We start from the raw sequence: 23,372 nt of genomic DNA on the forward strand, positions 1-23,372 counted from the left end.
GGGTAGTAATTGTAAAGATTGACAAAGAGAGGTTGACATAGATGAGATTTCGTGCCTTGTTAGTTGCCTTTTTAGCCTTGTGCTTGGGGGTGTTGACAGCTTGTAGCGACGCGCCTAGTGCCGTCCTGAATAGAAACGAGCTAACCTATGATGAAATTTTAAACACGGGATTAGCTAACAAATGTCCCCAGATTTCCGAGTTCACCCGGGGTACTCTCCCCTTAGAACGCGGCGAGAGTTATGTGGTGACAGATTTATGCTTGGAACCCCAAGAATATTTTGTCAAGGGTGAACCCGTTAATAAGCGGGAAGCAGCCACTTTTATCCAGGGTAAACTCCTAACCAGAGATACCACCAGTTTAGAACAGATGACAGCGAGTTTAACCGTAGGTGAAGACGGTGTTTTAACCCTCAAGGAAGAAGACGGTATCGATTTCCAACCCATTACCGTACAATTACCCGGAGGTGAAAGAGTTCCCCTCTTCTTTACCATTAAAGGTTTCACCGGCAAAACCGAAGCCGGCTTTAACTCGATTAACAGTTCCACCGATTTTGAAGGCGACTTTAAAGTTCCTTCCTATCGTGGCGCTGGTTTCTTGGATCCCAAAGGTCGGGGTGTGGTGACGGGTTATGATAATGCTGTCGCTTTACCCGCTAGTGCTGATAGTCAAGATTTCCAACGCGCTAACGTCAAAGCAACGGAACTGGGTAAAGGTACTATGTCTTTACAGGTAACTAAAGTTGACGCTTCTACCGGCGAGTTTGCTGGTGTTTTTGAAAGTGAGCAGCCTTCCGACACCGATTTAGGGGCAAAAGATGCTGAAGAAGTGAAAATTCGCGGCATTTTCTACGGTCGTCTCGAAGCTCGTGCCTAATTAATAAATTCAGAGTTTCTGGAAATTACGGCGAATTTCTCCCTAGAGAAGTTCGCTTTTTTTCTAAGCTTTGACAGAATTAAGTTATACCACTTTTCTTTAGTTGTGACATAGATAATGTAATAGGCAAGAGGCACTCATGCAAAAGGCAAAAGTTATATTGAGAGAATTAAGCATTAGTTCGTAACTCCCCAAGTTTTCAGCAGATAAATATAATTATATCGACTCCATTTTGAGTAGTTGTTTCAGGAAAGTTAAGAGATTTTGTAGTGATGGTATTTGTGTTGCAGTTTGTTCGCTAATCCATCGATCATCGGAAATGGTTGCGGTGTTGGTTTTTCCAGGTTTAAGAATACTAGCAATGGCGGCAATAGTGGCTTTTTCTTTATCAAAAGGTTTCCAGCCAATTTGACTAATTTCTTCCTCGGAAAATTGTTGAATATATGCTTTTGCTCTGTTCATATATTCAGGATAGGCGATTTTTCCACAATCACAAAGTAGGGTATCTAAGACACCTTGATCAACATTATTAGGCAGTATATATAATCCGACTCTTGGTCTGTTTTCTTGAATAGTTCCCGTAGCAGCTACTACCCTGGGAAAGTCGGGAAAATATTCCCGAAAACCCTGAGGATATTTGCGAGCAACTTCTGCTGGGTTATCTTTATCCGCATCGGCAATAATGGCAAAAGCTGATAATTCATTGTTATAATCCATATCGGCAAGTTTATTGGTTAAATTTTTAATTAATTCACTGCCACCCCCGGCATAAATTGCCACGGATAAAGTCTCAGTATAAAGAATAGATGGCATATCGAGTCTGATGTAAAGTTTTCCAGTTTTAGGAGGAGGATATTTCGGAATAAATTTTTTCCAAATTGGCTCTAGATTTGAGAGTTCTTCACATTTAGAAAACCCCAGCAGTTTACACATAACTTTCACCAGAAAAGCTTGATCATGATTACCCTCCACTCCAATCAATATATGTTCTCGACTCACCAACGAACCTCCTGTCCTAAGTCTTCTCGTAAGCTTTTTAATCGAGTCCAATCATGTCTAACTACTCTAGTATAATTTTCCTTTGGTTCGAGACGATAAAGCACTAAATCTGATTCTGGTTCGGTGACTTCTAAAAGAGCATCAACAGCTTCTAGACTGTGGGTAGTAGCAAACAGTTGTACATTCATTTTTTGACACCATTTAACTAACCAATTAAAAGAACTTTGCAGTGCCTCTGTATGAATAGCTGATTCTAATTCATCAATGAATAAAATTCCACCTTTAACACTGGCAAGTTTGAGGGCGATATGAAGTAAGCGACGCACCCCATCACCAAAGGTACTAACGGGGACAAGTCCCAATTTTTCATGTTGAATATAAATATTAAATCTGGCAGATAAAGAATGAGGAGGTAAGAGAATTTCTAAGTCAGAAATATTACTGTCCATTTGACGCAGTAAATCGATAACATCTGTTTTAAAATTGGCAAATCTCACTTCTGAAAGTAACCGAAATTGACCAATATCAGAACGATGAGAAGCGGGACTAACCAGAGAAGTTAGTAAGCTAGGTTCTTTTTTTCCCGATAGTCTAGAGAGAGGGCTATTTTCCCAAAGTTGATAGTTTTCTTTCAGGGGATTTTGGGGATAATTAATTAAACTTAATTGTTCTTCAGCAAGAAATACTGTTATCGATAAATTTATACCTTTTCTTGTTTCCCATAACTCTTCATTATTATCAATTAAATCTTCATTTTCTTCGCTAATTATCTCATTAGGATTAAGCTTGTCTTCGGGACTGTCAGTTAAAATAATTCCTTCGAGTTCTTCATAAATTGCCTCGATTTTCTGAACTTTAAAGGAGCCATTTCCTGTGATTGATATAACCCCGTGATTAAGTTGTTCTTGCTCAATCATTGCCTCGTGGGTAAATAACCACTGTAGGGAATCTAGATAAGGAGTCCGAGAAACTCTGTACTCTTGTTCTCTTTGTCTAGCAGTATTTAGCCAAACTTTTAGATCTAGGGGATGACAATAAATAGATAACGCTTCGAGAACGCTGGTTTTTCCCGAATTATTAATTCCCACAAGCAGGTTAATCTGTCCGAGATTCTTTAGCTCAAGCTCTCGCAGTCCTCTAAACTGATGAATGGTAATGTTTTCTAGGCTTTTAGTCATAAACTTAGTTTAGCTGAAAAGGGTGACAAAAAACTAAGTCATCTCCTCAAATGTATTGAAGTTTTAATGAACTTCTAGTTATCAGCTTTTTCCTATCTCCTGTTTCCCGTCTCCTTTTCATGACCACTTACTTAACCGTAACTTCCTATACCTAGATAAAATTTTACAACGATAATCAGCGATTACTAAAAATTATATCATTAAAAACCCCTATCGGTCGTTAAAGAGATAGGGGCTAATTATTTTAGATATAGTCATTTCAATTAAGATTGAGAATATCAATCCGAGATTTCATAAGGGTTTTGTCGGCCTAGACTGTATCAGACTTATCTGAAATGACTATACTTTCCGTTTTTTCTGACTTGCTTTTATAAATATCTTGAGTCAGATAGCGGATACGAGATTTCAGAAATTCAGCGACTCCATAAATTTCATCAAGACTGTCTATATTGGTGGTTGCTTCTTTACCAGTTTCGACGTTATCGGGAATACTGATTGATTTCTTGCCAGTTTTTTCATTGAAGCGCAGACGACAGACTGTTTTGGTTACTTTTCCATCTAAGTTGATACCAAAATAACTTCTAGTGTCTTTGAATTGAATGCGTGCGGTATTGATTTCTTCCCGTAGAATTGATTTAATAATGTAAAATCCTTCCAATTCTTCGGGGGTCGTATTAATTTTATCTTCCCCTGTTTCTTCTGGTGGAGTATCTTCTAATGCTGGTGTATCAGGAGGATTTGGTTCAGGTTCTTTTCCTAAAACTTCCTCAAATTTTTCTTTGATGATATCATTGATATACTCTTTGAGAGAACGCTTAATAATTTCTTTGAATTTTTCGACAACCGATGCAGTTCTCACCCCAGAATACACATGACTAACAAAAAACTTAACAAATTCGGGGGAAGGATCATTTAATTGCTGGGCAATCACTTTTTTAACTTCTTTTGTGTGCAATAAATTGCGAGCAACCTCTTCTAGTTCGTCAGAATTAAAGCTAGATTTAGAAAATCGTTTTAATTCGTTAACAGAAGAGTCGTCAAAGTCGAGAATGTTAAACTCAAAAAATGGCTTATCGTCCATGATATTATCCTTGACGATATCCGTATAAAACCGATAGATAATCCCATTAGTTAAAACTCCAAAGTTAGCTCCAGTTGCGTTAAAATATCGATGCAGTTGGGAACTATGTTTAGGATGCTCAAGATTTTGATGACAGCTTTTACATTCCATCAAAATAATCGGTTGATTGTCCAAACAAATAGCATAATCTACTTTTTCCCCTTTTAATCCAGTTAAATCTGCACTATATTCGGGGTGAACTTCCATGGGATTGAATACATCGTAACCCCATGCTTGCAAAAAAGGCATAATAAAAGCTGTTTTGGTTGCCTGTTCGTTTTGGATTTGAGAACGAGAGGTTTCAACTTTTTGAGCAATTGCTTTGAGTTTATCGATCTCCATGATAGCCTCATTATCTAGGATGTGTGGGTTCTCAGCCTAACCATAATTTAACCTTTTTTTTACCTCATGGTCAAGCATTTTTTACTGTCATCATTATTAATTCACAAATATTTACACTAATCCCGTACCGTTCATATCTTTTATGCTATCATTCCTAGGAACGGGTTATTTTTCTTCTGTCCCCATTTAATCAAGGACAATGCTTGCTTTAGAACAGCTTTATGAACGGGAGTATGATCGCTGGTTAAGCGAGACGATCGAGTTATTAAAAAATCGTCAGTTAGATCAGTTAGATTACGAACATTTAATCGAGGAGTTGGCAGCTTTGGGACGAAGCGAAAAAACTGCTGTTAAAAGTTTAAGTTTACAAATAATAATCCATCTGTTACTCTATCAATTTTGGACAACAGAAAGAGAAAGAAATAGTAATCATTGGGCGGCAGACATTATCACTTTTCGAGTACAATTAGAAGATAAGCTCACCACCAATTTAAGCAAATTTCTAGAACTAGAGTTAGAGAATATCTATGAAAACGCTCGCTTAATTGCCGAAAAAAAGACAGGATTAAAAAATTTACCGATAATTTGTCCCTACTCTCTGAGACAAATTCTTGAGAAACAGTGGTTTCCCGATACAGATAATCAATAAACTCTCAAAAATATGGACTCTCACAACAGTGAACCGATTATAATTGCCGAAGCGGTGGAAAAATGGTATGATAACCGCTTTCATGCTTTGCGGGGAGTCAATCTCACCGTTAATAAACAGGAAGTTGTCGTGATTATGGGGCCGTCCGGTTCGGGAAAATCCACCTTTATCCGCACTTTTAACGGGTTGGAATCCTATCAAAAAGGCCGCATTATTATTGACGGAATAACTGTGTCTCACAACCTCAAAAATATCGAGGCAATCCGTCAGGAAGTTGGCATGGTTTTTCAACAATTTAACCTCTTTCCCCATCTGACGGTATTAGATAATGTCACCCTTGGTCCGATGTGGGTGCGCGGTTGGAAAAAAGCGCAAGCGGAGGAAATAGCGAGAAAACTCCTCGAAAAAGTTGGTATTCTCGAACAAGCGCTTAAATATCCCCCTCAGTTATCGGGAGGACAACAGCAGCGGGTGGCGATCGTTCGCGCTTTGGCCATGCAGCCGAAGGTGATGTTATTCGATGAACCCACCTCAGCTTTAGACCCAGAAATGGTGCGAGAAGTCTTGGAAACGATGCAAAGTTTAGCCAAATCGGGGATGACCATGGTTTGTGTCACCCACGAGGTAGGATTCGCGCGAGAAGTGGCCGATCGAGTGGTATTTATGGATCAGGGTTTAATTTTGGAAATTGCCCCCCCAGCAGAATTTTTTAATCATCCCCAATCCGATCGAACTCAGCAATTTTTAGCAAAAATTCTTTGATTTTCCATGACTTGATCATTAAACCCTCTCTTTTTCTTCTTCTACCTCCACTAAAAGGGGAACGAGATTTTCATTTAAACGACCGGCTCGAATTAATTCTGCGTAGGTATTAGCTTCGATATCGAGTAAAGTATCTTGAAATTGTTCGGCCACCACATCTTTTAATTGTGGATGTTCCTGTAGTAATTTTTGCAACTGATCCCGCAAGGACTTTAATTGTCCTTCCACCAGAGTTTTTTTATAGCGATAAAATTCGGGATCGATATCGGGAAAACGTTCTGGTTGTTGCAGATAATTAGACACCCTAGTTAAAGCAATTTGACGAGCAATTAGGGCCGAATATTCGGCGCGAATCGGTTGATCACCGATAAGATTGAGGGCATTTAACAGCCATTGTATAGATAATCCTTGCACCAATAAAGTAAATAAAACCACCCCAAAAACCACGTCAATAATTTCTTGACGGTAGGGGATAGCCGTGGGAACACTTAACGCTAGGGCGATCGAAACCGAACCGCGCAATCCTCCCCACCATAACACCGTTCTTTCCTTGAAATTGATGTTATTGCCCGTAATTAGGTTACTAATTGCCCCTAGTCCAAAAATTGAGAACAGACGGGAAACCACCATAGCAGCGATCGCTATTAAAATCCCGGTTAAGTGACTACCAAGACTCTCAAAACGAGTTTGATCGCCGATCAGTAAAAAGATGATGGAATTGACAAAAAAGGCGATAAATTCCCAAAATTCGCTAACTACCAGGCGCGTGCGGGGACTCATACCAATGCGCGAACCGAGATTACCGAGAATAATCCCGACAATTACCACCCCAATCACACCGGATCCGCCTAATTTTTCCGTGACGAGATAGGTTCCGTATGCAGAAACTAGGGTGAGAGACTGTTCCACGAAAGGCAGATCGAAGCGTTGGGTAAGGTAGGAAATGCCGAAACCGATCACGCAACCCACACCGATGCCAATCCCCACAAAGGTGCAGAAACGAGCGATCGTGACGGGTACGGAAAAGGTATCGACTCCCAAGGGAATCCCCACCAAGAGGACGAAAGCCACCACAGCGACCCCATCATTAAAGAGACTTTCCCCTTCCATCAGGATCGTCAGTTTTTTACTGGCCCCCAATTCTTTAAATAGGGCAATTACAGAGACGGGATCGGTGGCAGCTAGGGCAGCCCCCAAGAGAAAAGCGATCGATAGGGGTAAATTGGCAAAAATATGTAGGGGATAGGCAACCCCCAAAACGGAGATAATCACCCCGATAACGGCAAAAAGGACGATAGTAACCCAATATTCCTTTAATTTAGCCCAAGGAATATTCCAAGCGGCTTCAAAAAGGAGGGGAGGCAGAAAAATTTCCAGAATTAATTCCGGGGAAAGATTGACCAAACGCAAATCTAAAAAAGCTAAACCCATACCGACAATAACTAACAGCAGGGTGTAGGGAATTTTGCGGAGGAAGGCAACGGTTCTCGATAAAGTGGCGACACTCAAGGAAATGGTCAAAACTAGCAGGAATTGCTCTAAATTATGAGCGATCGCCTCATTAGCTGTAGATTCTAGACTCATTATTTTCAGTTATCAGATATGGGAATTATGAATTATGAATTATGAATTATGAATTGGGGAGTGGGAAGAATAAATAAAAATAATCTCCTGACTACTGACTACTGACTACTGACGACCGACGACCGACGACCGAACACCTAACCCCCAAAATCCAACACCCTAGTCATTCGGGGACTGAGGAGAGATTTTCAAAGAGGAAATGGCCCCTTCTTCTATCGGGGTTTCTGATGTATTTCTTTCCCCATCGAGAGAAGGGGTTTTTTTGCCGCCAGAACCGCCACTTTTCGGGGGTTTCGAGGAGAGGAATCGGGCCTCGAACTGTTTGATCAGCACATACAACACCGGGACGAGAAATAAACTCAACACCGTGGAAATCAGATAACCGCCTAGGATTGCAGTTCCCAGGGACCAACGACTCATCGCCCCGGCGCCGGAAGCGATAACCAAGGGCAAGAAACCGACTAAACCGGAAATAGCCGTCATCAGAATCGGTCTTAAGCGTTCCGTCGAGGCCCGGGCTGCCGCATCGGGAATACTTAAACCCAAAGTACGGGACTGGTTAGCGAATTCCACGATTAAAATCGCATTTTTAGCCGCTAAACCGATCAACATGACCAAAGCCACCTGAGCATAGATATTATTATTCACCGCCGGGAAGAGACTACCCACTTGTAGGAAATTCGCCCGCAACAGTAAGGCCCCCATGGCACCTAGGATCGCTAGGGGAACCGTAATCATGATGATAATCGGGTCAATGTAGCTTTCGTACTGGGCCGCAAGGACGAGGAAAACCACGATAAAGGCTAATCCGAAGATAACTGGGGCAGCCCCGGCGGAAGTTTTTTCTTGGAAAGCTGTACCCGTCCAAGCGTAACCGAAACCGGGCTGCAGGACTTTCCGACAAACATCTTCCATCACTGCGATCGCCTGTCCCGTACTAAAACCGGGGGCGGGACTACCCTGAACGTTAATCGAGGGATAGAGGTTAAAGTTAGTGATAATCGGTGGATAGGTGAAGCGTTTGACGCTAACTAAACCCGATAGGGGAATATTGGCCCCGGTACGGGAACGGACGTAAAGACGGTTAATATCTTCGGGATTAGAACGATAATCCGCTTCTGCTTGGGCAAAGACTCGATACAAGCGATCGCCTAAGACGAATTGGTTAACGAAGTTGGAACCGAGATAGGTTTGCAGGGTTCCGAAAACGGCCTGCATATCGACGTTTTGGGCCTGTAGCTGGTTGCGATTGATGGAAAGTTCCAGCATCGGCGTGTCGGTGGTAAATTGGGTGAAAATTCCCGATAATTCCGGTCTTGTTCGGGCCTCGGCCATGACTTTATTAGCGTTGGCAATCAAAGCGTCCATGGGGAAAGAAGCGCGGTTTTGGATAAATAACTCGAAACCGCCGGTAGAGCTTAATCCATCCACGGGGGGCGCATTAACGGCGAAAGCGCGAGCATCTGGGACTTTAGTGGCTAATTGTTGGTTAATTTTCCGCAGAACCCCGAAAACCGACTTATCTTCGCCGGGCCGTTCCGACCATTCTTTTAACTTGACAAAAAATAGCCCTTGGTTGCTACCACTTCCGGCAAAACTAAAGCCCGCCATACCGACAAAGTGTTCGATTTCTTCGATACCGTCGAGAATTTCTTCGTTAATCTGACGGATAACCTGGTCGGTGTAGCGCAAGGAAACCCCGGCGGGTGCTTGCACCAAAACGAAGGCATAACCTTGGTCTTCTTCGGGGATAAAACCCTGGGGAGTGGTGCTATAACTCCAAGCTGTGAGAAAGAGGGCGGCGATAAAGAAGGGTAACACTAAAAAACGGATGCGGATCAGAAATTCGATCGAGCGTCGATAGCCCTCTTTAACTGCGTTGAAACCCCGATTAAAGCCCTCGAAAAACAGTCCCAACGGTCCGCGGGTGCCTTGGGGCGGTTTCATGATAATCGCCGACATGGTGGGGGAAAAACTGAGGGCGTTAAAGGTGGAGATGATAATTGAAGCGGAGATGATGACGGCAAATTGTCGATAAACGATCCCCACCGTACCGGGGAAGAAGGTGACGGGAATAAAAACCGCTAATAGTACAAGAGAACTGGCGATCACCGCCGAGGTTAACTCGCCCATGGCATCAAGGGCAGCTTGAAATGGCCGCATTCCCTGCCGTAATTTTTCCGATACCGCCTCTACAATCACGATGCCGTCGTCCACCACTAAACCGGTGGCCAGAATGACGGCAAACAAGGAGAGGTTATTGAGAGAATAGCCTAAAGCCAGGGCGACGGCCATGGTTCCGATCAAAGATACGGGAATAGCGATCGCAGGAATGATCGTGGTGCGCCAATCCTGAAGGAAGATAAAAATGACGAGAATAACCAGTAAAATCGCCTCCACCAGAGTGCTAAAGGCTTCTTCCAGGGAAGCGGCGACAAAGGCGGTATTATCGAGGGTAATGGCGATATTTAACCCCGGGGGAAAACTCGGTTCTAGTTCCGCCATTTTTTCTTTGACCAGTTTGGCAGTATTCCAAGCGTTGGAACCGGGTAACTGATAGACGATATAGACGACGGCGGGGGATTTGTCGAAATAGGCGGCGGTACTGTAGCTTTCGGCTCCGATTTCTGCCCGTCCCACGTCTTTAATTCGGATTAAATCGCCATTTTCACCGACTTTGACGACGATATTTTCTGCTTCCTCCCCGGTGGCAACCCTACCAACGGCGCGAATGGCGATCTGGAATTGCTGCTCTTCGGGACTGGGATCACCGCCAATTGTCCCCGCACCCACCTGAATATTCTGTTCTCGGATCGCCTGTACTACTTGTTCCGCCGATACGCCCCTAGCGGCTAAAGCATCGGGATTAAGCCAAAAACGCAGGGCGTATTCCCTCTCCCCGATGATGGTTGTACTACCAACCCCCTCGATCCGACGAATCTCCGCATCGATAACTCGGTCAACAAAGTTACTTAAAAAGACTGTATCGTAGGGATAATTGCCCTTTTCGTCCGGTTTGGCGGAAATCCCGTAGGCAAGGGTAACGCTGGGGGATTGGGTATTGGTTGTCACCCCCTGCCGGTTCACTTCTTCAGGTAAACTAGCGGCGGCGGTACTGACACGGTTTTGTACCAAGACTTGGGCAATGTTACGATCCATTTCCACCGGGAAAAAGACATTCACCGTACTTTGTCCGGTGTTGGTACTCTGGGACTGCATATAAACAATCTGTTCTGTCCCGTTAATCTGGCGATCGAGTACCGTGGTAACGTTATCCTGTACGGTTTTGGCATCGGTTCCCAAATAGTTGGCATTTACCGCCACCTGAATAAATGCCAACTGGGGCAGTTTTTCTAGGGGTAAAAAGGGAACAGCGATCGCTCCGATCAAAACGATTAAAATCGAGCAAACTGTGGTCAGAACGGGTCTTTTAATGAAGGTATCGGCAATACTAAGGATCATAGGGCGTTACTGGTTCATCTTTTCTAGGATAGTTGCGGCGGTGGGAGATTTACGAGTCAGATAATTAAATATTAATAGTTTAAAGATGGTATCTAGGATAACGGGAACAGTGGCCACAAACAAGCTAATGAATGTAATATTCTCGCGCCAACCAAAGTGCCGGAACAAAGTTTCTAAGATTACCGTCCAACCCTCCGCCGAGTGAAACCCGACAAATATATCGGTAAAGAGAATAAAGATAAAGGCTTTGGTGATATCATTTAAGCTGAGAAAATAACGACTAAGATAGGCTCGCGTAATTGCCAATTGTTGACGACCAAAAATTAAGATGGCGATAAAGGCTATTAGTCCAGTAATATCGGAGAGCAAGTTTTTCCAACCATCTTGACTTTCATAACCCGCTTCTCTGAATAATTCCTCGACCTGTTCCCGAAAGGTTTCTTCTGATTCATGCCCTGCTTTTGCTACTCCTAAAACGTGCTTGATTTCTTGTATTTCTTGAAGTCTAGCAAATTCCCTGAGATATTTTTCACCAATTTCCTGAGAAATATAAACTTCTGATATTTTCGCTCTATCCACACCAAAATAGTTTAAGACAGGGCTAAAAACGAAGTTTTTACTAATAAACTGCACCGAGAGAGGAACTAAAATAATAATCAGGATAAAACGGATAGCAATCCGTTGTTGTTGTCGCAGGGTACGGAGTTGTTTAATAACGGTTTGTTCGTATTCTGGGGTTAATTCTTGCTGGAAGTTAAAAAATTTATTACTGGTTGCAGGAGAAATTATCTGGTTATCTTTATCCCTGGGTTTATCACTGGTGAGATTGGTATTAGGCAGATTTGGGGTTTGATTATTCGGTAATGGGGGCAGCAATTCCCCTAAATCTAGGCGATATTTACCGATAATATCCTCGATCGCCTTTAAAGTCTCTAGGATGTTATTATTTTCTGGGTTAGTTTGCGGGTTAAGAAAATTACCCAGACGCACTTGAGTTAAATCGAAACGTATCTGTAATAATTCTCGCTCTAGGGTACTTTGAAAGTAATCATAAACACTTTTTCCTCCCACGGCAGCCGGGGAAATTTTTTGTCCCCCAAAATGTTTATCTTCGATCGCTTTAATTTTCAGCGCTCTCTGATAAGCTGATTCTAAGGCCACTAAAGAGCGTCTTTCTACCCATTGATTAACTCGATTCCAAGGCACGGCTATAATCCTCGCTTTTCTGTCATCACAATCACCACGGTAAGCTATCAGCGTTGGCTAGATCTCCACGTTAGAGAAATATCCATAATATTACATTTTGAGCGCAGGTGATGCACTCCCACCATTGAGGAAATACAACGTTTCTCATCAAAATATTGTAGGGGCGAATTGCATTCGCCCTCTTTTACAGCGTTTCTCATCAAAATATTGTATAACCTAATTTTTTATCAACGATCGATGACCGACTCCCTAAAACGAAAACTTCCTAGCTCACCATTAGGATAACTGCTCTAATTAAAGTTAGCAATAATTTTTAGATATTGAATGTTCCTCGACAAATAAACTATAGTTACTTTGAAAGATTTCAGGAGTAAATCTATTAGCCTGTTGCCGACAATTTTCTGGGTCAATTTTATCCGCATGATCGACAAAATATTTAACCGCTTCCTGCAAGGATTGGGGATTTTGTTCCCCAAAAAGTAATCCTGTTCCCTGGGGAGAATTTTCCCGCAGATCTCGCACGGTTTCTAAAGCACCTCCGGCAGCAAATCCAATCACGGGAGTACCACAAGCTTGCGCTTCCACTAAAGCAATACCAAAATCCTCACAAGCAGCATAAATAAACGCTTTTGCTTTCGACATATATTCTGCTACCATTTGATCGGATACTGCCCCTAAAATCTGAATATTATCCTTGGCTAACTGTCGAATTAAAGCCATTTGTGGACCATCTCCAATAACCACTAGGGGTAATCCCAATTGATTAAACGCTTCCACAATTAAAGGGACTTTTTTATAACTAACCAAACGAGAGACTACTAAATAAAAATCTTCTTTTTTCTCTTGGTAGGGAAAACGCTCGATTTGTACGGGAGGATAAATAACTTTTGCCTCCCGTCGATAACAGCGCCAAATTCGTCTAGCGGTGTGGTGGGAATTAGCCAGAAAATAGTCCACACGATTAGCAGAAATCACATCCCACTGACGCAACCCATGCAAGAGATAACGGGTGAAAATACCGGGTAATCCCTGTCCTAACTTACTATTAGCCAGATAGTCAAAAGTTAAATCCCAAGCATAACGCATCGGAGTGTGACAATAACAAATGTGCACCTGATCCGGTCGAATTAACACCCCTTTAGCCACACAATGGGAGGAGGATAAAATCACATCATAATCCTCTAAATTTAACTGCTCGATCGCCAGGGGAAGAAAAGGTAAGTATTTTTGTACGCCATTTCTCGCTTTCGGGAAGTTTTGCAGAAAAGTTGTCCCGATCGAGCGACCATAGAGATAACTATCGGGATTAGTGGACTCAAAATCGACCAAAGCGTATAAATCCGCCTCTAGACATTGTAAAATCTCCTTAACCACTAATTCCGATCCCCCCGTCGCCTTTGGGGTTAACCACTCGTGAACCAGAGCATACTTCATAGGATAATCAATAATATCAGCCGTAATTATAGCAGTAAGGGATCGGCAGTTTAAGAGTTCATTTTCTGGTTTTCTCTTCCCCAAAATTACCGACACATATCCGATCACGGTAAAAAACCCTAGAAAGAAATTATTAAATTTTTCAAGAAAAATTGCAAAGTTTAGTAAAAATTACTAGCCAGATCAGATTAGCGACTCCATAATGGGGATCAAGGAAAAAATAGGCTTAAACCGATTGGGATCAAGAAAAACTAGCTTTATATACAAAAGATAACTAATTAACGAGGTTTGCTATGATCACCCTGCAACAAGTACGCTGTCCTAATTGTGGAAATTTTGCCGAAAGACAGCATATTTTAGAACACCATCTCGTTAGCACCGCCTGTTCTCACTGCGATTATCTGTTAATTAGTTGCAGTCTCACGGGAAATGTACTAGAGTGCTATGCACCCGGTATTGGTTTAAGAAATTAACACTGCCCCCTAGCCGGATCGAAAATGTCTTGTCAAAATAGAGTGGAGAAGACAAAATCAAGGAGCTAAGTAGCTATGGGGGGTAATTTCTTCAAGGGAGCGATCGCATTGGGGGTGGTAGCGGGGATTATGGGATTTACCAATCCACCCCAAGAACTTTACAGCGAATACGCCTCGGAAAAACTTCTCGCTCATGCCGACAAAATCGCTTGCGAAAAAATCAGTCTCTGTGACTCGATCGATTCTTTACCAGTGGCAGCCAGAAATGTGATCAAAAATCAAATCTTAAAACCAGCGATCGAAACCTCTAGTCAACGGCAAAATTTAGGTGTGTTCAGCATTTACACCACAGAGGTACCGGGGGTAGCTAAAATTAGAACTCTTGGCGCTTTTGGACATTTCTTGACTTTCTCGGAGACTTAGGTGAGATTACTGCCAGCTTAACCGCTACCAGCTTAATAATGAGTTAAGATGATCGTGTTAACCCGCGATTTGAGCGATAGACTCCTCAAGAACACCGATTAATCCTCCCTAACCGTGTTTAATTTTCTGCCCATTCTCCGAGAAGCGATCGCCCGTTGGTGGTCTGAATTCACCCTCCAAACTAAATTAATGGCCGCGGCTACTTTAGCCGTTTCTTTGTTGATGAGTGGTTTAACCTTTTGGGCGGTTAACACGATCCAGCAGGATGTCCGTCTCAATGATACCCGTTTTGGCCGGGATTTAGGGCTGTTATTAGCCGCTAATGTCTCCCCTCTGATTGCTGAGGACAATTTAACCGATTTAGCCCGTTTTTCAGCCCGTTTTTATAGTAGTACCTCCAGTGTGCGTTATTTGATCTACGCTAACGAGGAGGGTGAAATATTTTTCGGCATTCCCTATTCTACCGCCGAAGTTAAGAACTCCCTGACGATCGAGCGTCGCATTCAATTACCGGAAAATTATGGCGAAAATGGGGAAACTCCCCTCGTCCGTCAGCATAAAACCCCCGACGGTGAAGTCACCGATGTCTTTGTTCCCTTAAATCATGAAGGCAAATATTTGGGAGTATTAGCGATCGGGATCAATCCTAACGCTATTGTGGTGGCTTCTTCTAATCTAACCCGTGATGTGACTATTGCCGTTTTTGTCTCGATCTGGGCTATGGTGATTCTCGGGGCGGTTTTTAATGCTTTAACTATCACCAAACCGATCAAGGAGTTATTAGTCGGGGTCAAAAATATTGCAGCGGGAAATTTTAAGCAGCGCGTTGATTTACCCCTGGGAGGAGAGTTAGGAGAATTAATTCTCAGTTTTAATGAAATGGCGGAAAAGTTAGAACGATACGAAGAACAAAATATCGAAGAAATGACCGCCGAAAAAGCCAAATTAGATACGTTAATGTCCACTATTGCTGATGGAGCAATTCTCTTAGATACTAATTTTCAATTATTATTAATTAATCCCGCAGCTCGGGAGATATTTGGCTGGGAAGATCGGGAAATTATCGGTCAAAATGTTCTACATCTTTTTCCTTCGGAGTTAACGGTTAGACTAACTAAACCTCTCTATCAAATTGCGGCAGGAGAAACCCTCCAGCCAGAAGAATCGGCTAATCAAAATCAGAAAAATGCTGTTACTGATCAGGAAAATAATAACTATTCCCCAGCAGAATTTAGATTATCTTTAACTAACCCGAAACCCCGGACAATTCGCCTTTTGTTAACTCAGGTATTCGATCAGCATCGGGAGAATGTCCGGGGAATTGCCATGACGCTACAGGATATCACTAGAGAAACAGAATTAAATGAGGCAAAAAGTCAATTTATCAGCAATGTTTCCCATGAGTTAAGAACCCCTTTATTTAACATCAAATCTTTTATTGAAACCCTGACAGAATTTGGTGAGGATCTCAGCGATACAGAAAAAAGAGAGTTTTTAGAAACCGCCAATCATGAAACCGATCGCTTAACTCGTTTAGTTAATGATGTTCTCGATCTTTCTCGGTTAGAATCCTCGCGTAACTATAACTTAGATGCGCTCGATATCGGACAATTAATCGAACAAACCCTAAGAACCTATCAACTCAATGCTAGGGATAAAGGACTAGAATTAAGCTCGGAAATTGAAGCCAATTTACTACCAATTTTAGGTCATTATGATCTACTTTTACAGGTATTAACTAATCTAGTCGGTAACTCCCTAAAATTTACTCCTGCCGGCGGTAAAGTGGTGATTCGTGCCTATAAAATAAGCAGAGATAATCCCCAAGAAACTCCCAAAATTCGCGTGGAAGTATCCGATACTGGTATTGGCATTGATGCCGAGGATCAAAGTGCCATATTTGATCGATTCTATCGGGTAGAAAATCGCGTTCATACTCTAGAAGGGACGGGATTAGGATTATCGATCGTCAAAAATATTATTGAAAAACACTATAGTCAAATTAATTTGATTAGTGAAGTGGGAATTGGCACAACTTTCTGGTTCGATCTAGATTTATATCAAGGCTTGATCGCCAGCAAGAAAATTAACGACGTGAGTTTATAAAAGCCAGGGCAATACTGCCCAAAATCAGGGTTAATAATAGCAATAATCCCTTATTCCTGAGACACCAATTTTTAAAAACCCTAGGGAGAGGGAGAGGAGGAATTTTTTCGGCTATTATTTGGCTATTTTTGTATAAAGTGCAGCTGGTAGCGTAGGGACGTTGGGGAAAATTACAGCTATCATCGCCATGGTAGAGACAAGTTTGACATAAAAACTCGCCCGTGACAGCTTGATGCAGGGTCATGCCGGGATGACCATAGGCCTTTAAAATATTAGCACAGTAGGGACATTGCAAGGCTTGACTATCGACCTTCTGCTGACAACGAGGACAGGTAATCATAATCGCTAAATTTTCCCTTTGAGGATTGTCATTGCTAAGGTAGATCCCCCCGCCTATCGGCACCCCCCTTATCAAGGGTAGATCCCCCCGCCTATCGGCACCCCCCTTATCAAGGGGGGCAGGGGGGATCGAACCCAAAATCTATCTTCAATTTAATTATAACCAGCTACTTAGCAAAACCCCCTGGCTTTTTCTGGTTATTTGACTAAATAGCTGCGCCATTGTGAGGCAACTTCTTCCAGTAAACGCCAAGTTTTACCCTCGATCTGTCTTTGTAAATAAAGATCAAAATTGTTGTGTTGTTTGGTATCTTTTTGATGGGGCAATCGCAGAGTTAGATCGTAATCCCCCTGCAAGTGATAAGCGGGTAACTTGCCCACATAAATCGGTTCCAGACTGGTGACATTAATTTTAGCAATTTTTACCTGCGGCTCCTCGATCTGTAAAGATTGACTAAGGCGATCGGATGTGTGACGAAATTGTAATAAAAGGGCTTTGGCGACGATTTCTCCGTCAGGGGCAAATTCTTGCGGGGGAGCGACACTACCACAAGCAGTCAGGAAGACAAGGAAAATACTGGTTAAAAAACCGAGAAAACGGCGCATAGAATGATATTTTGAAAAAGAATGGCAGCGGGTTAAGAAAGATTATGACTCAACCAAACGAGCGAGAGAATTTCAGCCAAGCAGAAACGGTGATCCGACTACAAGAGGCGATCGAGCAGTTAAATTTGATCGTTTCCCAACTTAACACGGGAACGGGGACAGTGTTACCCCCAAAAGTTGCTGTTGATAATCTTCTTAACTCAACGCAACAGTTAGCCGCTGCTTTAAAACCAGACGAATTTGCAGGAGTTGAGCAAAGTTTAACCCCAGATTCTCCCATCGAAGCAGTCGAGGGAATCGACGATATTTTACCAGATTTCGAGCAGGTGGAAGGGTGGTGGACGGCAATTTTGAACAAAATTCGCCGACTTTTACCCGGGGGAATTAGCGAAAAAATTCCCGATTGGTTAATCACCGGTTTGTTAACAGGAAGTTTAGTCACTATCCTCTTATTAGCCGTCATCAGTTTACCGAAAAATCCGGCGGAAATTGCCGAAAATATGCCCGAAGTTATCCCTAGTCCCCCACCGGCAGCCGGGGAAATTATCGAAACTCCCCCAGAATTAACCGCACCAGAGGCACCGATTCCCGTCCCGATTACTAAAGCAAAACCCCGATTAACTCCCGAACAAAGTTTAGTCGCAGCTATTCAAGAGGAAATTACCGATTTAACTACTCGTTATCCCGTCGGGATTATTTCTACCGTAGAGGCAGATTTTTTGGCCAGTCGTCTAGTAGTTATTTTGGGCAATAATTGGTATAGCCTGGAGGCATCACAACAGGATAAATTGGCTAATTCGGTTTTTCAACGTTGCCAAAGTCTCGATTTTCGCCGCTTGGAAATGAAGGATAACGAGGGAATTCTCCTCGCTAGAAGTCCCGTTATCGGCGATCGAGTGGTGATTGTCAATCGCACTCAACCCAGTGCCGTCATCTCCTCTGGTGAGTAGTTTTGAGCGCCGGGAGAGGGAGTTTTCGACCAAGACAGCCTCAAGAATTCTCGCCCACCAGGCCGCTTTTTTCTCTCCCTGGTTAGATATCTATCTGAATATACACAAAAATTAGTGATCCCTGACTTAACAGTGCTATAATTGGCTAGGTAAAATTTTGTAACGATTCTTAATCTTGAACCTACTTGATAGTCAATGCTTCCCCCCGTCCTGGGTGGACGCGGCAATTTTGGTGCGAGACAAATTGCTCAGATTCAACTCAACTCCCTTAAACTTTTCTAGGGTTCCCCTGACCGCCAAAATTTTGACCTAACTACCCAGAATTAAGAGACTTCAGACTATACCATGAACTCTGTTATTCGTCAACAGCGAGCGCTGATCACCGGAGCCGGCAGCGGCATCGGCAAAGAAACCGCCCTCGCTTTCGCCAAGGCGGGAATTAATCTGGTTTTAATCGGTCGTGATCGGCAAAAATTGGCAACCGTGGCGGGAATGGCGGCAGATTTAGGCGTATCAGCCCAAGCTTACCCCTTAGATTTGGCGGATATCCCGGAAGTAGCTCCTAGTATCGCTAAAATCGCCCAAGAATCCGGACCGATCGACATTCTGATCAATAATGCCGGCATGGGTTACACAAATCCCTTGGCCGACACACCTTTGTCAGACTGGCAGCGGGTGATCGATCTGAATTTAACCAGCGTTTATCAGTGTGTGCAAGGAATTTTACCTGCCATGCGTCAACAGGGGGGAGGCATGATCGTTAATGTTTCCTCGATCGCCGCCGATAATTTTTTCCCCGATTGGGGGGCCTATAGTGTCAGCAAAGCGGGATTAGTGGCATTTTCTCGCATTTTAGCCCTCGAGGAGCGGGCTAACGCCATTCGCGTCACGATTATCACCCCCGGGGCTGTCAATACTCCCATCTGGGACAGCGATAGCGTCAAAGCAGATTTCGATCGCTCGGCCATGTTAACCCCGGATATCATCGCTCAGGCCATTCTGCAAGCGGTGTTACTGCCCAAACAGGCCGTAGTGGAAACGATGACCATTATGCCCAGTGCGGGGGCATTATAACCCAAAATACTCCTATTTATCAATCAATTCGCCTACAGGCATCCTCATTATGACCATAGCTTCTTCTAACGGTTTAAACGGTAATCTAACCGACGCTATCCAAGCACGCGTAACCAGTCGCCCTGATCGCAACACCCACAATGGCAAAACCGCTCAAATTCATCCAACTTCCGACGAAAACAAAGAACAGATGATGGATGCGGTCAGAAATATCCTGATCTCGGTGGGGGAAGATCCCGAAAGAGAAGGTTTATTAAAAACCCCCAAACGGGTGGCCGAAGCGATGCAGTTTCTCACCCAAGGCTATCAACAATCCCTGGAAACCCTCGTTAATGGTGCGATCTTCGATGAAGGTCATAATGAGATGGTATTAGTGCGCGATATTGACTTCTTTAGTCTCTGTGAACATCATATGTTACCCTTCATGGGTCGGGCCCACGTTGCCTATATTCCTAACCAAAAGGTGGTCGGATTAAGTAAATTGGCCCGCATTGTGGAAATGTATTCCCGTCGTTTACAGGTGCAAGAGCGCCTCACCCGTCAGATTGCCGAAGCGATTCAAGAAATTCTCGACCCCCAAGGGGTTGCGGTAGTCATGGAAGCAACTCATATGTGCATGGTAATGCGCGGGGTGCAGAAACCGGGATCCTGGACTGTCACCAGCGCCATGTTAGGAGTCTTCCAAGACGAGCAGAAAACCCGCGAGGAGTATCTTAACCTGATCCGTCATAAACCCAATTTCTTCTAGTCAGGGAAATGGGGGAATTCAACTAAAACCCCAACACCCAAAACCTTCTAACTGATCACTGATCACTGAATGTTTGCAGTCGCTCTAACAAGAGGGCGACTTTTTTGATGTCTTTATCACCAGGCGATCGCTCAACGCCGCTAGAGACATCAATACCCTGGGGGTGCAGCCGAGTTAAAGCTTCACTAATATTATCGGGGTTGAGTCCTCCGGCCAGAAACCAGGGCAAGGGGGGCGAAAAACTGGCTAAGGCTTGCCAGTCTAAGGTATGTCCCGTACCGCCGAGCAATTGGGGATGGTAGGCATCTAAAAGTAAAGTATCGACGCTATTGAAGTAAATTGCCGACTTTTCCCAACTTTCTCTGTCTTTGATCCGCAAAGCTTTGATAATTTCCCGGTCGGGTAATAATTGCCGCAACCTTTGGCAATATTCGGGAGATTCCATACCATGTAACTGCACACTTGTCAAGGGGGTTTTAATAATTATTTGCTGAATAATTTCCGGTTGCTCGTCGGCAAAAACCCCGATAAAATCAATTTTGTCGGGTATTGCGGCGGTAATAGCATTAATTTGCTCGATGTTGACGTAACGAGGCGAACTCGGTACGAGGATAAAACCTAAGGCCGTAGCTCCTAAATTGGCGATCGCTCGTCCTTGGTCCGGTTGGGTAATGCCGCAAATTTTAATTCGCATTTAATCTTATTCACAAAACGTTACAAAAACTGTTAAGTATTCAAACAAAAAGCAGTTTCGGGTCAAGAGCTTTTTATAATTCCCTGTGATTAACAAAATCTTATCAAGACTGGAGCGCAAATGATCCCTTCCACCTTACTTTTAGCCACTGCTCAAACCATTCCCTGGAATTTATCCGTCGGCATTACCATGACGTTAGCTAACCTAGTAGCCTTCGTTATCGGTTATTTTGCTATCCAAAATACTGGGGCCGGCCCTGCTTTACCCTTGCCGCAGTTAGCCTCGAAAAAAAGCTTCGGTCTGCCGGAATTATTGGCTACCATGAGTTTTGGCCATATTCTCGGTGCGGGACTGGTTCTCGGTCTTTCTAATGCGGGTATTCTCTAATCAGTAATCAGTAATCAGTGACCGGTAATCCTCAGAGAGAGGAGCCAGTAGTCAGTAGTCAGTAGTCAGGAGAACTAAGTATAAAGATATTTTAGGCAACTTCATCCCTATTTTTCCCATTTTTGAACTCTCAAAAGTTAATTATGTCAGAAGTCTAGTAATCGTCAAGATCGGGTGATTATTCTGGCTGCTGGCGAGAAAATTAAGAAAGCAGTGGCCCCAGTCGAAGCTGGAGACTTTGCTAACAAAGAAGAAGCAGTATTTGCTAAATTAACTCATGAAAGTTAGATGGCTGCGGAAAGAAGTATCGAAAATAATTGGTAAATCCGAACGTTGCTAATCGCTTAATTAATCGTAAATATTGCCTCTAAAGTTAATCTCATAAATAAAGATTTCGTCTGTCTCCTTGCCGATTTCAAAAATAACTCGCATTTTGCCAACACGAATTCTGGAGAATCCTTTTAACTCACCTTTAAGTTTTTTGATATCAAGTTCTTCAGGGGGATAAACGTTTTGAGTTTCAAGGCAGGTTTTGAGAATACCAATTTTAGTCAAAACAGATTTTCGGCTATTGGCATCTAGTTTCTCCAAAAATTTATTGGCTGATCTACTGATCCTGATCTTCACGATTAAACCAGCCTGTAATATCAACGAAGCCGTCGTCTTTGTAATCAACAGGATTAAAGGTTGCTTCTATGTCAGCTTGTTCTATATCATCAACATAGGGAATCAGCATCTCGAAGAATTTAAACCATTCTTCCCGCATAACTTCGCGGACGCTTTCCTTGATGATGGTTTTGAGCATTAGAGCATCTAAGGTGTTTGCCGGCTCCATATATTTTCCTCCAATCTACTTGAATTGTAGCAGCAGATCAAGAAAACGGGTTTCTTACAGCAGCTATCTTAAGGATTTTAGTTTTCTCAAGCCACTATTCGAGGCAAGTCAAGAGATTGGGAGAAATTCAGGTAATCTAAGGATAGGCGGTTAAAGTGCATCTTAGCTTACCTGATAGCGTTCTTAAAATCTATCTTCGGCAAAAGTTACTCATTTTAGCTATCTAGCTATATAAATAAGTAACTTTACAAGGTTTTAGATAGAGTTTTGGTTTCTATATTTAACCCCGATCCTCACAAACAAAGTCCACTACTCGATCGATTTCTCGGGATGAGCGGATGCGACGACTACCGCTGCCGAGTTCGCCGCCACGACAATTAACCCACCAACGCTCGCGACTGCCATTAACGATCGCATCAAATTCTCTAATTCTGCCACTATCATAATAACTGCGGCGATCAACGACAAAACGACCGATATTGGGGAGGCGAAATTCTTCATAAACATTACCTTCCCAACCGCCACCAACATTACCGTGATGGTCGTCCATGCGTACCTCAAACTCGCCCCGACAACCATTTCTGACCACAATATTGCCGTTTTGGAAATCCCAATTACCCTCACAGGGAGCAGCGGAGCGAGTGCGGGTTAATCTCACCTGGGCCCATCGAGCATTGACGGGACAGCGAGTAGTGCGACCGCTTTGACTTTCACAATTAATTCTCATGGTTCTGGCCGCTGCTGGCTCGCTCCCTAGGGGATAAATTAGCAACAAACCGAGACTAGATAATAAAATTTGGCGAAACATTGTCTTAATCTCCAAGAAATTCTCTAGTTTATCCTACATGGGTATCCAGAAAATGAGTAGTAGTTGCTTGAGATGCGTTAATCAACAAAAAAGAAGGGTGATTTAACTTCACCCTTCCCCCTATTCGGTAAATTTTCTTGCCATCCTTAGAGAGCGTTACCGCGAGGTAATACTTCTTCAGGGAAGATAAAGTTTTCGTGGGGTTGGTCTTGGGGAGCCATCCAAGCTCTCAGACCTTCGTTAAGCAGAATATTTTTAGTGTAGAAGGTTTCAAATTCCGGGTCTTCCGCCGCTCTCAATTCCTGAGAAACGAAGTCA

Annotated in this window: 24 protein-coding genes; 10 read left to right on the plus strand and 14 right to left on the minus strand. The window is 43.1% G+C overall.

Annotated elements, in window-relative coordinates; all coding sequences use genetic code 11:
- Positions 1 to 41 precede the first annotated feature (41 nt).
- Complete coding sequence (locus tag IM450_RS09050) at positions 42 to 875, plus strand: photosystem II manganese-stabilizing polypeptide (RefSeq protein ID WP_002800587.1); 834 nt, start codon at positions 42 to 44, stop codon at positions 873 to 875.
- Between the two features lie 216 nt (positions 876 to 1,091).
- Here the strand turns inward: IM450_RS09050 and IM450_RS09055 are convergent, their stop codons facing one another.
- The 3 genes from IM450_RS09055 to IM450_RS09065 form a co-directional block, all read right to left on the minus strand.
- A complete protein-coding gene (locus IM450_RS09055) occupies positions 1,092 to 1,874 on the minus strand; it encodes a DUF3226 domain-containing protein (protein ID WP_287669216.1) in 783 nt (260 codons plus the stop codon).
- Positions 1,871 to 3,052 (minus strand): AAA family ATPase, encoded by a 1,182-nt coding sequence (locus IM450_RS09060; protein WP_287669182.1) that lies wholly within the window; start codon positions 3,050 to 3,052, stop codon positions 1,871 to 1,873. Before IM450_RS09060 ends, IM450_RS09055 begins: the two co-directional genes overlap by 4 nt.
- A gap of 310 nt (positions 3,053 to 3,362) precedes the next feature.
- Complete coding sequence (locus IM450_RS09065) at positions 3,363 to 4,514, minus strand: type I restriction endonuclease (protein WP_287669185.1); 1,152 nt, start codon at positions 4,512 to 4,514, stop codon at positions 3,363 to 3,365.
- Positions 4,515 to 4,713: 199 nt separating this feature from the next.
- On the opposite strand from IM450_RS09065, the gene IM450_RS09070 reads away from it, so the two are divergent.
- Entirely contained in the window at positions 4,714 to 5,163 is a 450-nt protein-coding gene (locus IM450_RS09070; protein ID WP_002800591.1) for a DUF29 domain-containing protein, read from the plus strand.
- A 12-nt stretch (positions 5,164 to 5,175) separates the two neighbouring features.
- Positions 5,176 to 5,925: an amino acid ABC transporter ATP-binding protein gene (locus tag IM450_RS09075; RefSeq protein ID WP_002762440.1), complete on the plus strand. Its 750-nt coding sequence runs from the start codon at positions 5,176 to 5,178 to the stop codon at positions 5,923 to 5,925.
- A gap of 18 nt (positions 5,926 to 5,943) precedes the next feature.
- Here IM450_RS09075 and IM450_RS09080 read toward each other — a convergent pair whose 3' ends face one another.
- From IM450_RS09080 to IM450_RS09095, 4 genes are all read right to left on the minus strand, one after another.
- Complete coding sequence (locus IM450_RS09080) at positions 5,944 to 7,509, minus strand: cation:proton antiporter (RefSeq protein ID WP_287669190.1); 1,566 nt, start codon at positions 7,507 to 7,509, stop codon at positions 5,944 to 5,946.
- Between the two features lie 159 nt (positions 7,510 to 7,668).
- Positions 7,669 to 10,971: an efflux RND transporter permease subunit gene (locus IM450_RS09085; protein ID WP_287669192.1), complete on the minus strand. Its 3,303-nt coding sequence runs from the start codon at positions 10,969 to 10,971 to the stop codon at positions 7,669 to 7,671.
- A 6-nt stretch (positions 10,972 to 10,977) separates the two neighbouring features.
- Positions 10,978 to 12,177, minus strand: coding sequence for a proton extrusion protein PcxA (locus IM450_RS09090; protein WP_287669195.1), 1,200 nt, complete (start codon positions 12,175 to 12,177; stop codon positions 10,978 to 10,980).
- A 300-nt stretch (positions 12,178 to 12,477) separates the two neighbouring features.
- A complete protein-coding gene (locus tag IM450_RS09095; RefSeq protein WP_287669197.1) occupies positions 12,478 to 13,611 on the minus strand; it encodes a glycosyltransferase in 1,134 nt (377 codons plus the stop codon).
- Between the two features lie 293 nt (positions 13,612 to 13,904).
- Between IM450_RS09095 and IM450_RS09100 the strand changes: the two genes are divergently transcribed.
- From IM450_RS09100 to nblS, 3 genes are all read left to right on the plus strand, one after another.
- A complete protein-coding gene (locus IM450_RS09100) occupies positions 13,905 to 14,084 on the plus strand; it encodes a hypothetical protein (RefSeq protein WP_002800600.1) in 180 nt (59 codons plus the stop codon).
- 75 nt (positions 14,085 to 14,159) lie between these two features.
- Positions 14,160 to 14,507, plus strand: a complete 348-nt coding sequence (locus IM450_RS09105; RefSeq protein ID WP_002800601.1) for a DUF4359 domain-containing protein — start codon at positions 14,160 to 14,162, stop codon at positions 14,505 to 14,507.
- A gap of 114 nt (positions 14,508 to 14,621) precedes the next feature.
- Entirely contained in the window at positions 14,622 to 16,613 is a 1,992-nt protein-coding gene (nblS, locus tag IM450_RS09110) for a two-component system sensor histidine kinase NblS (RefSeq protein WP_287669200.1), read from the plus strand.
- On the opposite strand, the gene IM450_RS09115 is transcribed toward nblS, so the two are convergent.
- Complete coding sequence (locus tag IM450_RS09115; RefSeq protein ID WP_002800603.1) at positions 16,594 to 16,953, minus strand: hypothetical protein; 360 nt, start codon at positions 16,951 to 16,953, stop codon at positions 16,594 to 16,596. The two genes, nblS and IM450_RS09115, sit on opposite strands and share 20 nt — an antisense overlap.
- A 197-nt stretch (positions 16,954 to 17,150) precedes the next feature.
- The gene (locus IM450_RS09120) at positions 17,151 to 17,558 is read right to left on the minus strand and encodes a hypothetical protein (protein WP_002800604.1); all 408 of its coding nucleotides are present in this window, start codon (positions 17,556 to 17,558) and stop codon (positions 17,151 to 17,153) included.
- Between the two features lie 44 nt (positions 17,559 to 17,602).
- Between IM450_RS09120 and IM450_RS09125 the strand changes: the two genes are divergently transcribed.
- From IM450_RS09125 to folE, 3 genes are all read left to right on the plus strand, one after another.
- Complete coding sequence (locus IM450_RS09125) at positions 17,603 to 18,508, plus strand: hypothetical protein (RefSeq protein WP_287669204.1); 906 nt, start codon at positions 17,603 to 17,605, stop codon at positions 18,506 to 18,508.
- Positions 18,509 to 18,853: 345 nt separating this feature from the next.
- Positions 18,854 to 19,582, plus strand: a complete 729-nt coding sequence (locus tag IM450_RS09130) for an SDR family oxidoreductase (protein ID WP_287669206.1) — start codon at positions 18,854 to 18,856, stop codon at positions 19,580 to 19,582.
- 49 nt (positions 19,583 to 19,631) lie between these two features.
- Positions 19,632 to 20,330, plus strand: coding sequence for a GTP cyclohydrolase I FolE (gene folE, locus IM450_RS09135; RefSeq protein WP_002800609.1), 699 nt, complete (start codon positions 19,632 to 19,634; stop codon positions 20,328 to 20,330).
- A gap of 55 nt (positions 20,331 to 20,385) precedes the next feature.
- Here folE and IM450_RS09140 read toward each other — a convergent pair whose 3' ends face one another.
- Complete coding sequence (locus IM450_RS09140) at positions 20,386 to 21,024, minus strand: phosphoribosylanthranilate isomerase (RefSeq protein ID WP_002800610.1); 639 nt, start codon at positions 21,022 to 21,024, stop codon at positions 20,386 to 20,388.
- A gap of 120 nt (positions 21,025 to 21,144) precedes the next feature.
- On the opposite strand from IM450_RS09140, the gene psaK reads away from it, so the two are divergent.
- Complete coding sequence (psaK, locus tag IM450_RS09145) at positions 21,145 to 21,411, plus strand: photosystem I reaction center subunit PsaK (protein ID WP_002736399.1); 267 nt, start codon at positions 21,145 to 21,147, stop codon at positions 21,409 to 21,411.
- A gap of 348 nt (positions 21,412 to 21,759) precedes the next feature.
- Here psaK and IM450_RS09150 read toward each other — a convergent pair whose 3' ends face one another.
- The 4 genes from IM450_RS09150 to IM450_RS09165 all read right to left on the minus strand — a co-directional run.
- On the minus strand, positions 21,760 to 22,062 hold the full coding sequence (locus tag IM450_RS09150; RefSeq protein WP_002784443.1) for a type II toxin-antitoxin system RelE family toxin: 303 nt from the start codon (positions 22,060 to 22,062) through the stop codon (positions 21,760 to 21,762).
- Complete coding sequence (locus IM450_RS09155) at positions 22,019 to 22,246, minus strand: hypothetical protein (RefSeq protein WP_002756856.1); 228 nt, start codon at positions 22,244 to 22,246, stop codon at positions 22,019 to 22,021. Before IM450_RS09155 ends, IM450_RS09150 begins: the two co-directional genes overlap by 44 nt.
- 280 nt (positions 22,247 to 22,526) lie before the next feature.
- The gene (locus IM450_RS09160; protein WP_287669214.1) at positions 22,527 to 23,054 is read right to left on the minus strand and encodes a DUF3011 domain-containing protein; all 528 of its coding nucleotides are present in this window, start codon (positions 23,052 to 23,054) and stop codon (positions 22,527 to 22,529) included.
- 146 nt (positions 23,055 to 23,200) lie between these two features.
- Positions 23,201 to 23,372 (minus strand): photosystem II protein D2 (locus tag IM450_RS09165; protein WP_271931852.1); only part of this gene is annotated, 172 nt, incomplete at its 5' end.

The sequence above is a fragment of the Microcystis sp. M083S1 genome (assembly GCF_020246405.1).
Taxonomy (GTDB): Bacteria; Cyanobacteriota; Cyanobacteriia; order Cyanobacteriales; family Microcystaceae; genus Microcystis; species Microcystis aeruginosa_C.

Bases quoted from the DNA above. Each gene is read 5' to 3' on its own strand.
- IM450_RS09050 (WP_002800587.1), top strand. From the start codon at position 42: ATGAGATTTCGTGCCTTGTTAGTTGCCTTTTTAGCCTTGTGCTTGGGG.
- IM450_RS09060 (WP_287669182.1), bottom strand. From the start codon at position 3,052: ATGACTAAAAGCCTAGAAAACATTACCATTCATCAGTTTAGAGGACTG.
- IM450_RS09065 (WP_287669185.1), bottom strand. From the start codon at position 4,514: ATGGAGATCGATAAACTCAAAGCAATTGCTCAAAAAGTTGAAACCTCT.
- IM450_RS09070 (WP_002800591.1), top strand. From the start codon at position 4,714: ATGCTTGCTTTAGAACAGCTTTATGAACGGGAGTATGATCGCTGGTTA.
- IM450_RS09075 (WP_002762440.1), top strand. From the start codon at position 5,176: ATGGACTCTCACAACAGTGAACCGATTATAATTGCCGAAGCGGTGGAA.
- IM450_RS09080 (WP_287669190.1), bottom strand. From the start codon at position 7,509: ATGAGTCTAGAATCTACAGCTAATGAGGCGATCGCTCATAATTTAGAG.
- IM450_RS09085 (WP_287669192.1), bottom strand. From the start codon at position 10,971: ATGATCCTTAGTATTGCCGATACCTTCATTAAAAGACCCGTTCTGACC.
- IM450_RS09095 (WP_287669197.1), bottom strand. From the start codon at position 13,611: ATGAAGTATGCTCTGGTTCACGAGTGGTTAACCCCAAAGGCGACGGGG.
- IM450_RS09100 (WP_002800600.1), top strand. From the start codon at position 13,905: ATGATCACCCTGCAACAAGTACGCTGTCCTAATTGTGGAAATTTTGCC.
- IM450_RS09105 (WP_002800601.1), top strand. From the start codon at position 14,160: ATGGGGGGTAATTTCTTCAAGGGAGCGATCGCATTGGGGGTGGTAGCG.
- IM450_RS09115 (WP_002800603.1), bottom strand. From the start codon at position 16,953: ATGATTACCTGTCCTCGTTGTCAGCAGAAGGTCGATAGTCAAGCCTTG.
- IM450_RS09120 (WP_002800604.1), bottom strand. From the start codon at position 17,558: ATGCGCCGTTTTCTCGGTTTTTTAACCAGTATTTTCCTTGTCTTCCTG.
- IM450_RS09125 (WP_287669204.1), top strand. From the start codon at position 17,603: ATGACTCAACCAAACGAGCGAGAGAATTTCAGCCAAGCAGAAACGGTG.
- IM450_RS09130 (WP_287669206.1), top strand. From the start codon at position 18,854: ATGAACTCTGTTATTCGTCAACAGCGAGCGCTGATCACCGGAGCCGGC.
- folE (WP_002800609.1), top strand. From the start codon at position 19,632: ATGACCATAGCTTCTTCTAACGGTTTAAACGGTAATCTAACCGACGCT.
- IM450_RS09140 (WP_002800610.1), bottom strand. From the start codon at position 21,024: ATGCGAATTAAAATTTGCGGCATTACCCAACCGGACCAAGGACGAGCG.
- psaK (WP_002736399.1), top strand. From the start codon at position 21,145: ATGATCCCTTCCACCTTACTTTTAGCCACTGCTCAAACCATTCCCTGG.
- IM450_RS09155 (WP_002756856.1), bottom strand. From the start codon at position 22,246: ATGGAGCCGGCAAACACCTTAGATGCTCTAATGCTCAAAACCATCATC.
- IM450_RS09160 (WP_287669214.1), bottom strand. From the start codon at position 23,054: ATGTTTCGCCAAATTTTATTATCTAGTCTCGGTTTGTTGCTAATTTAT.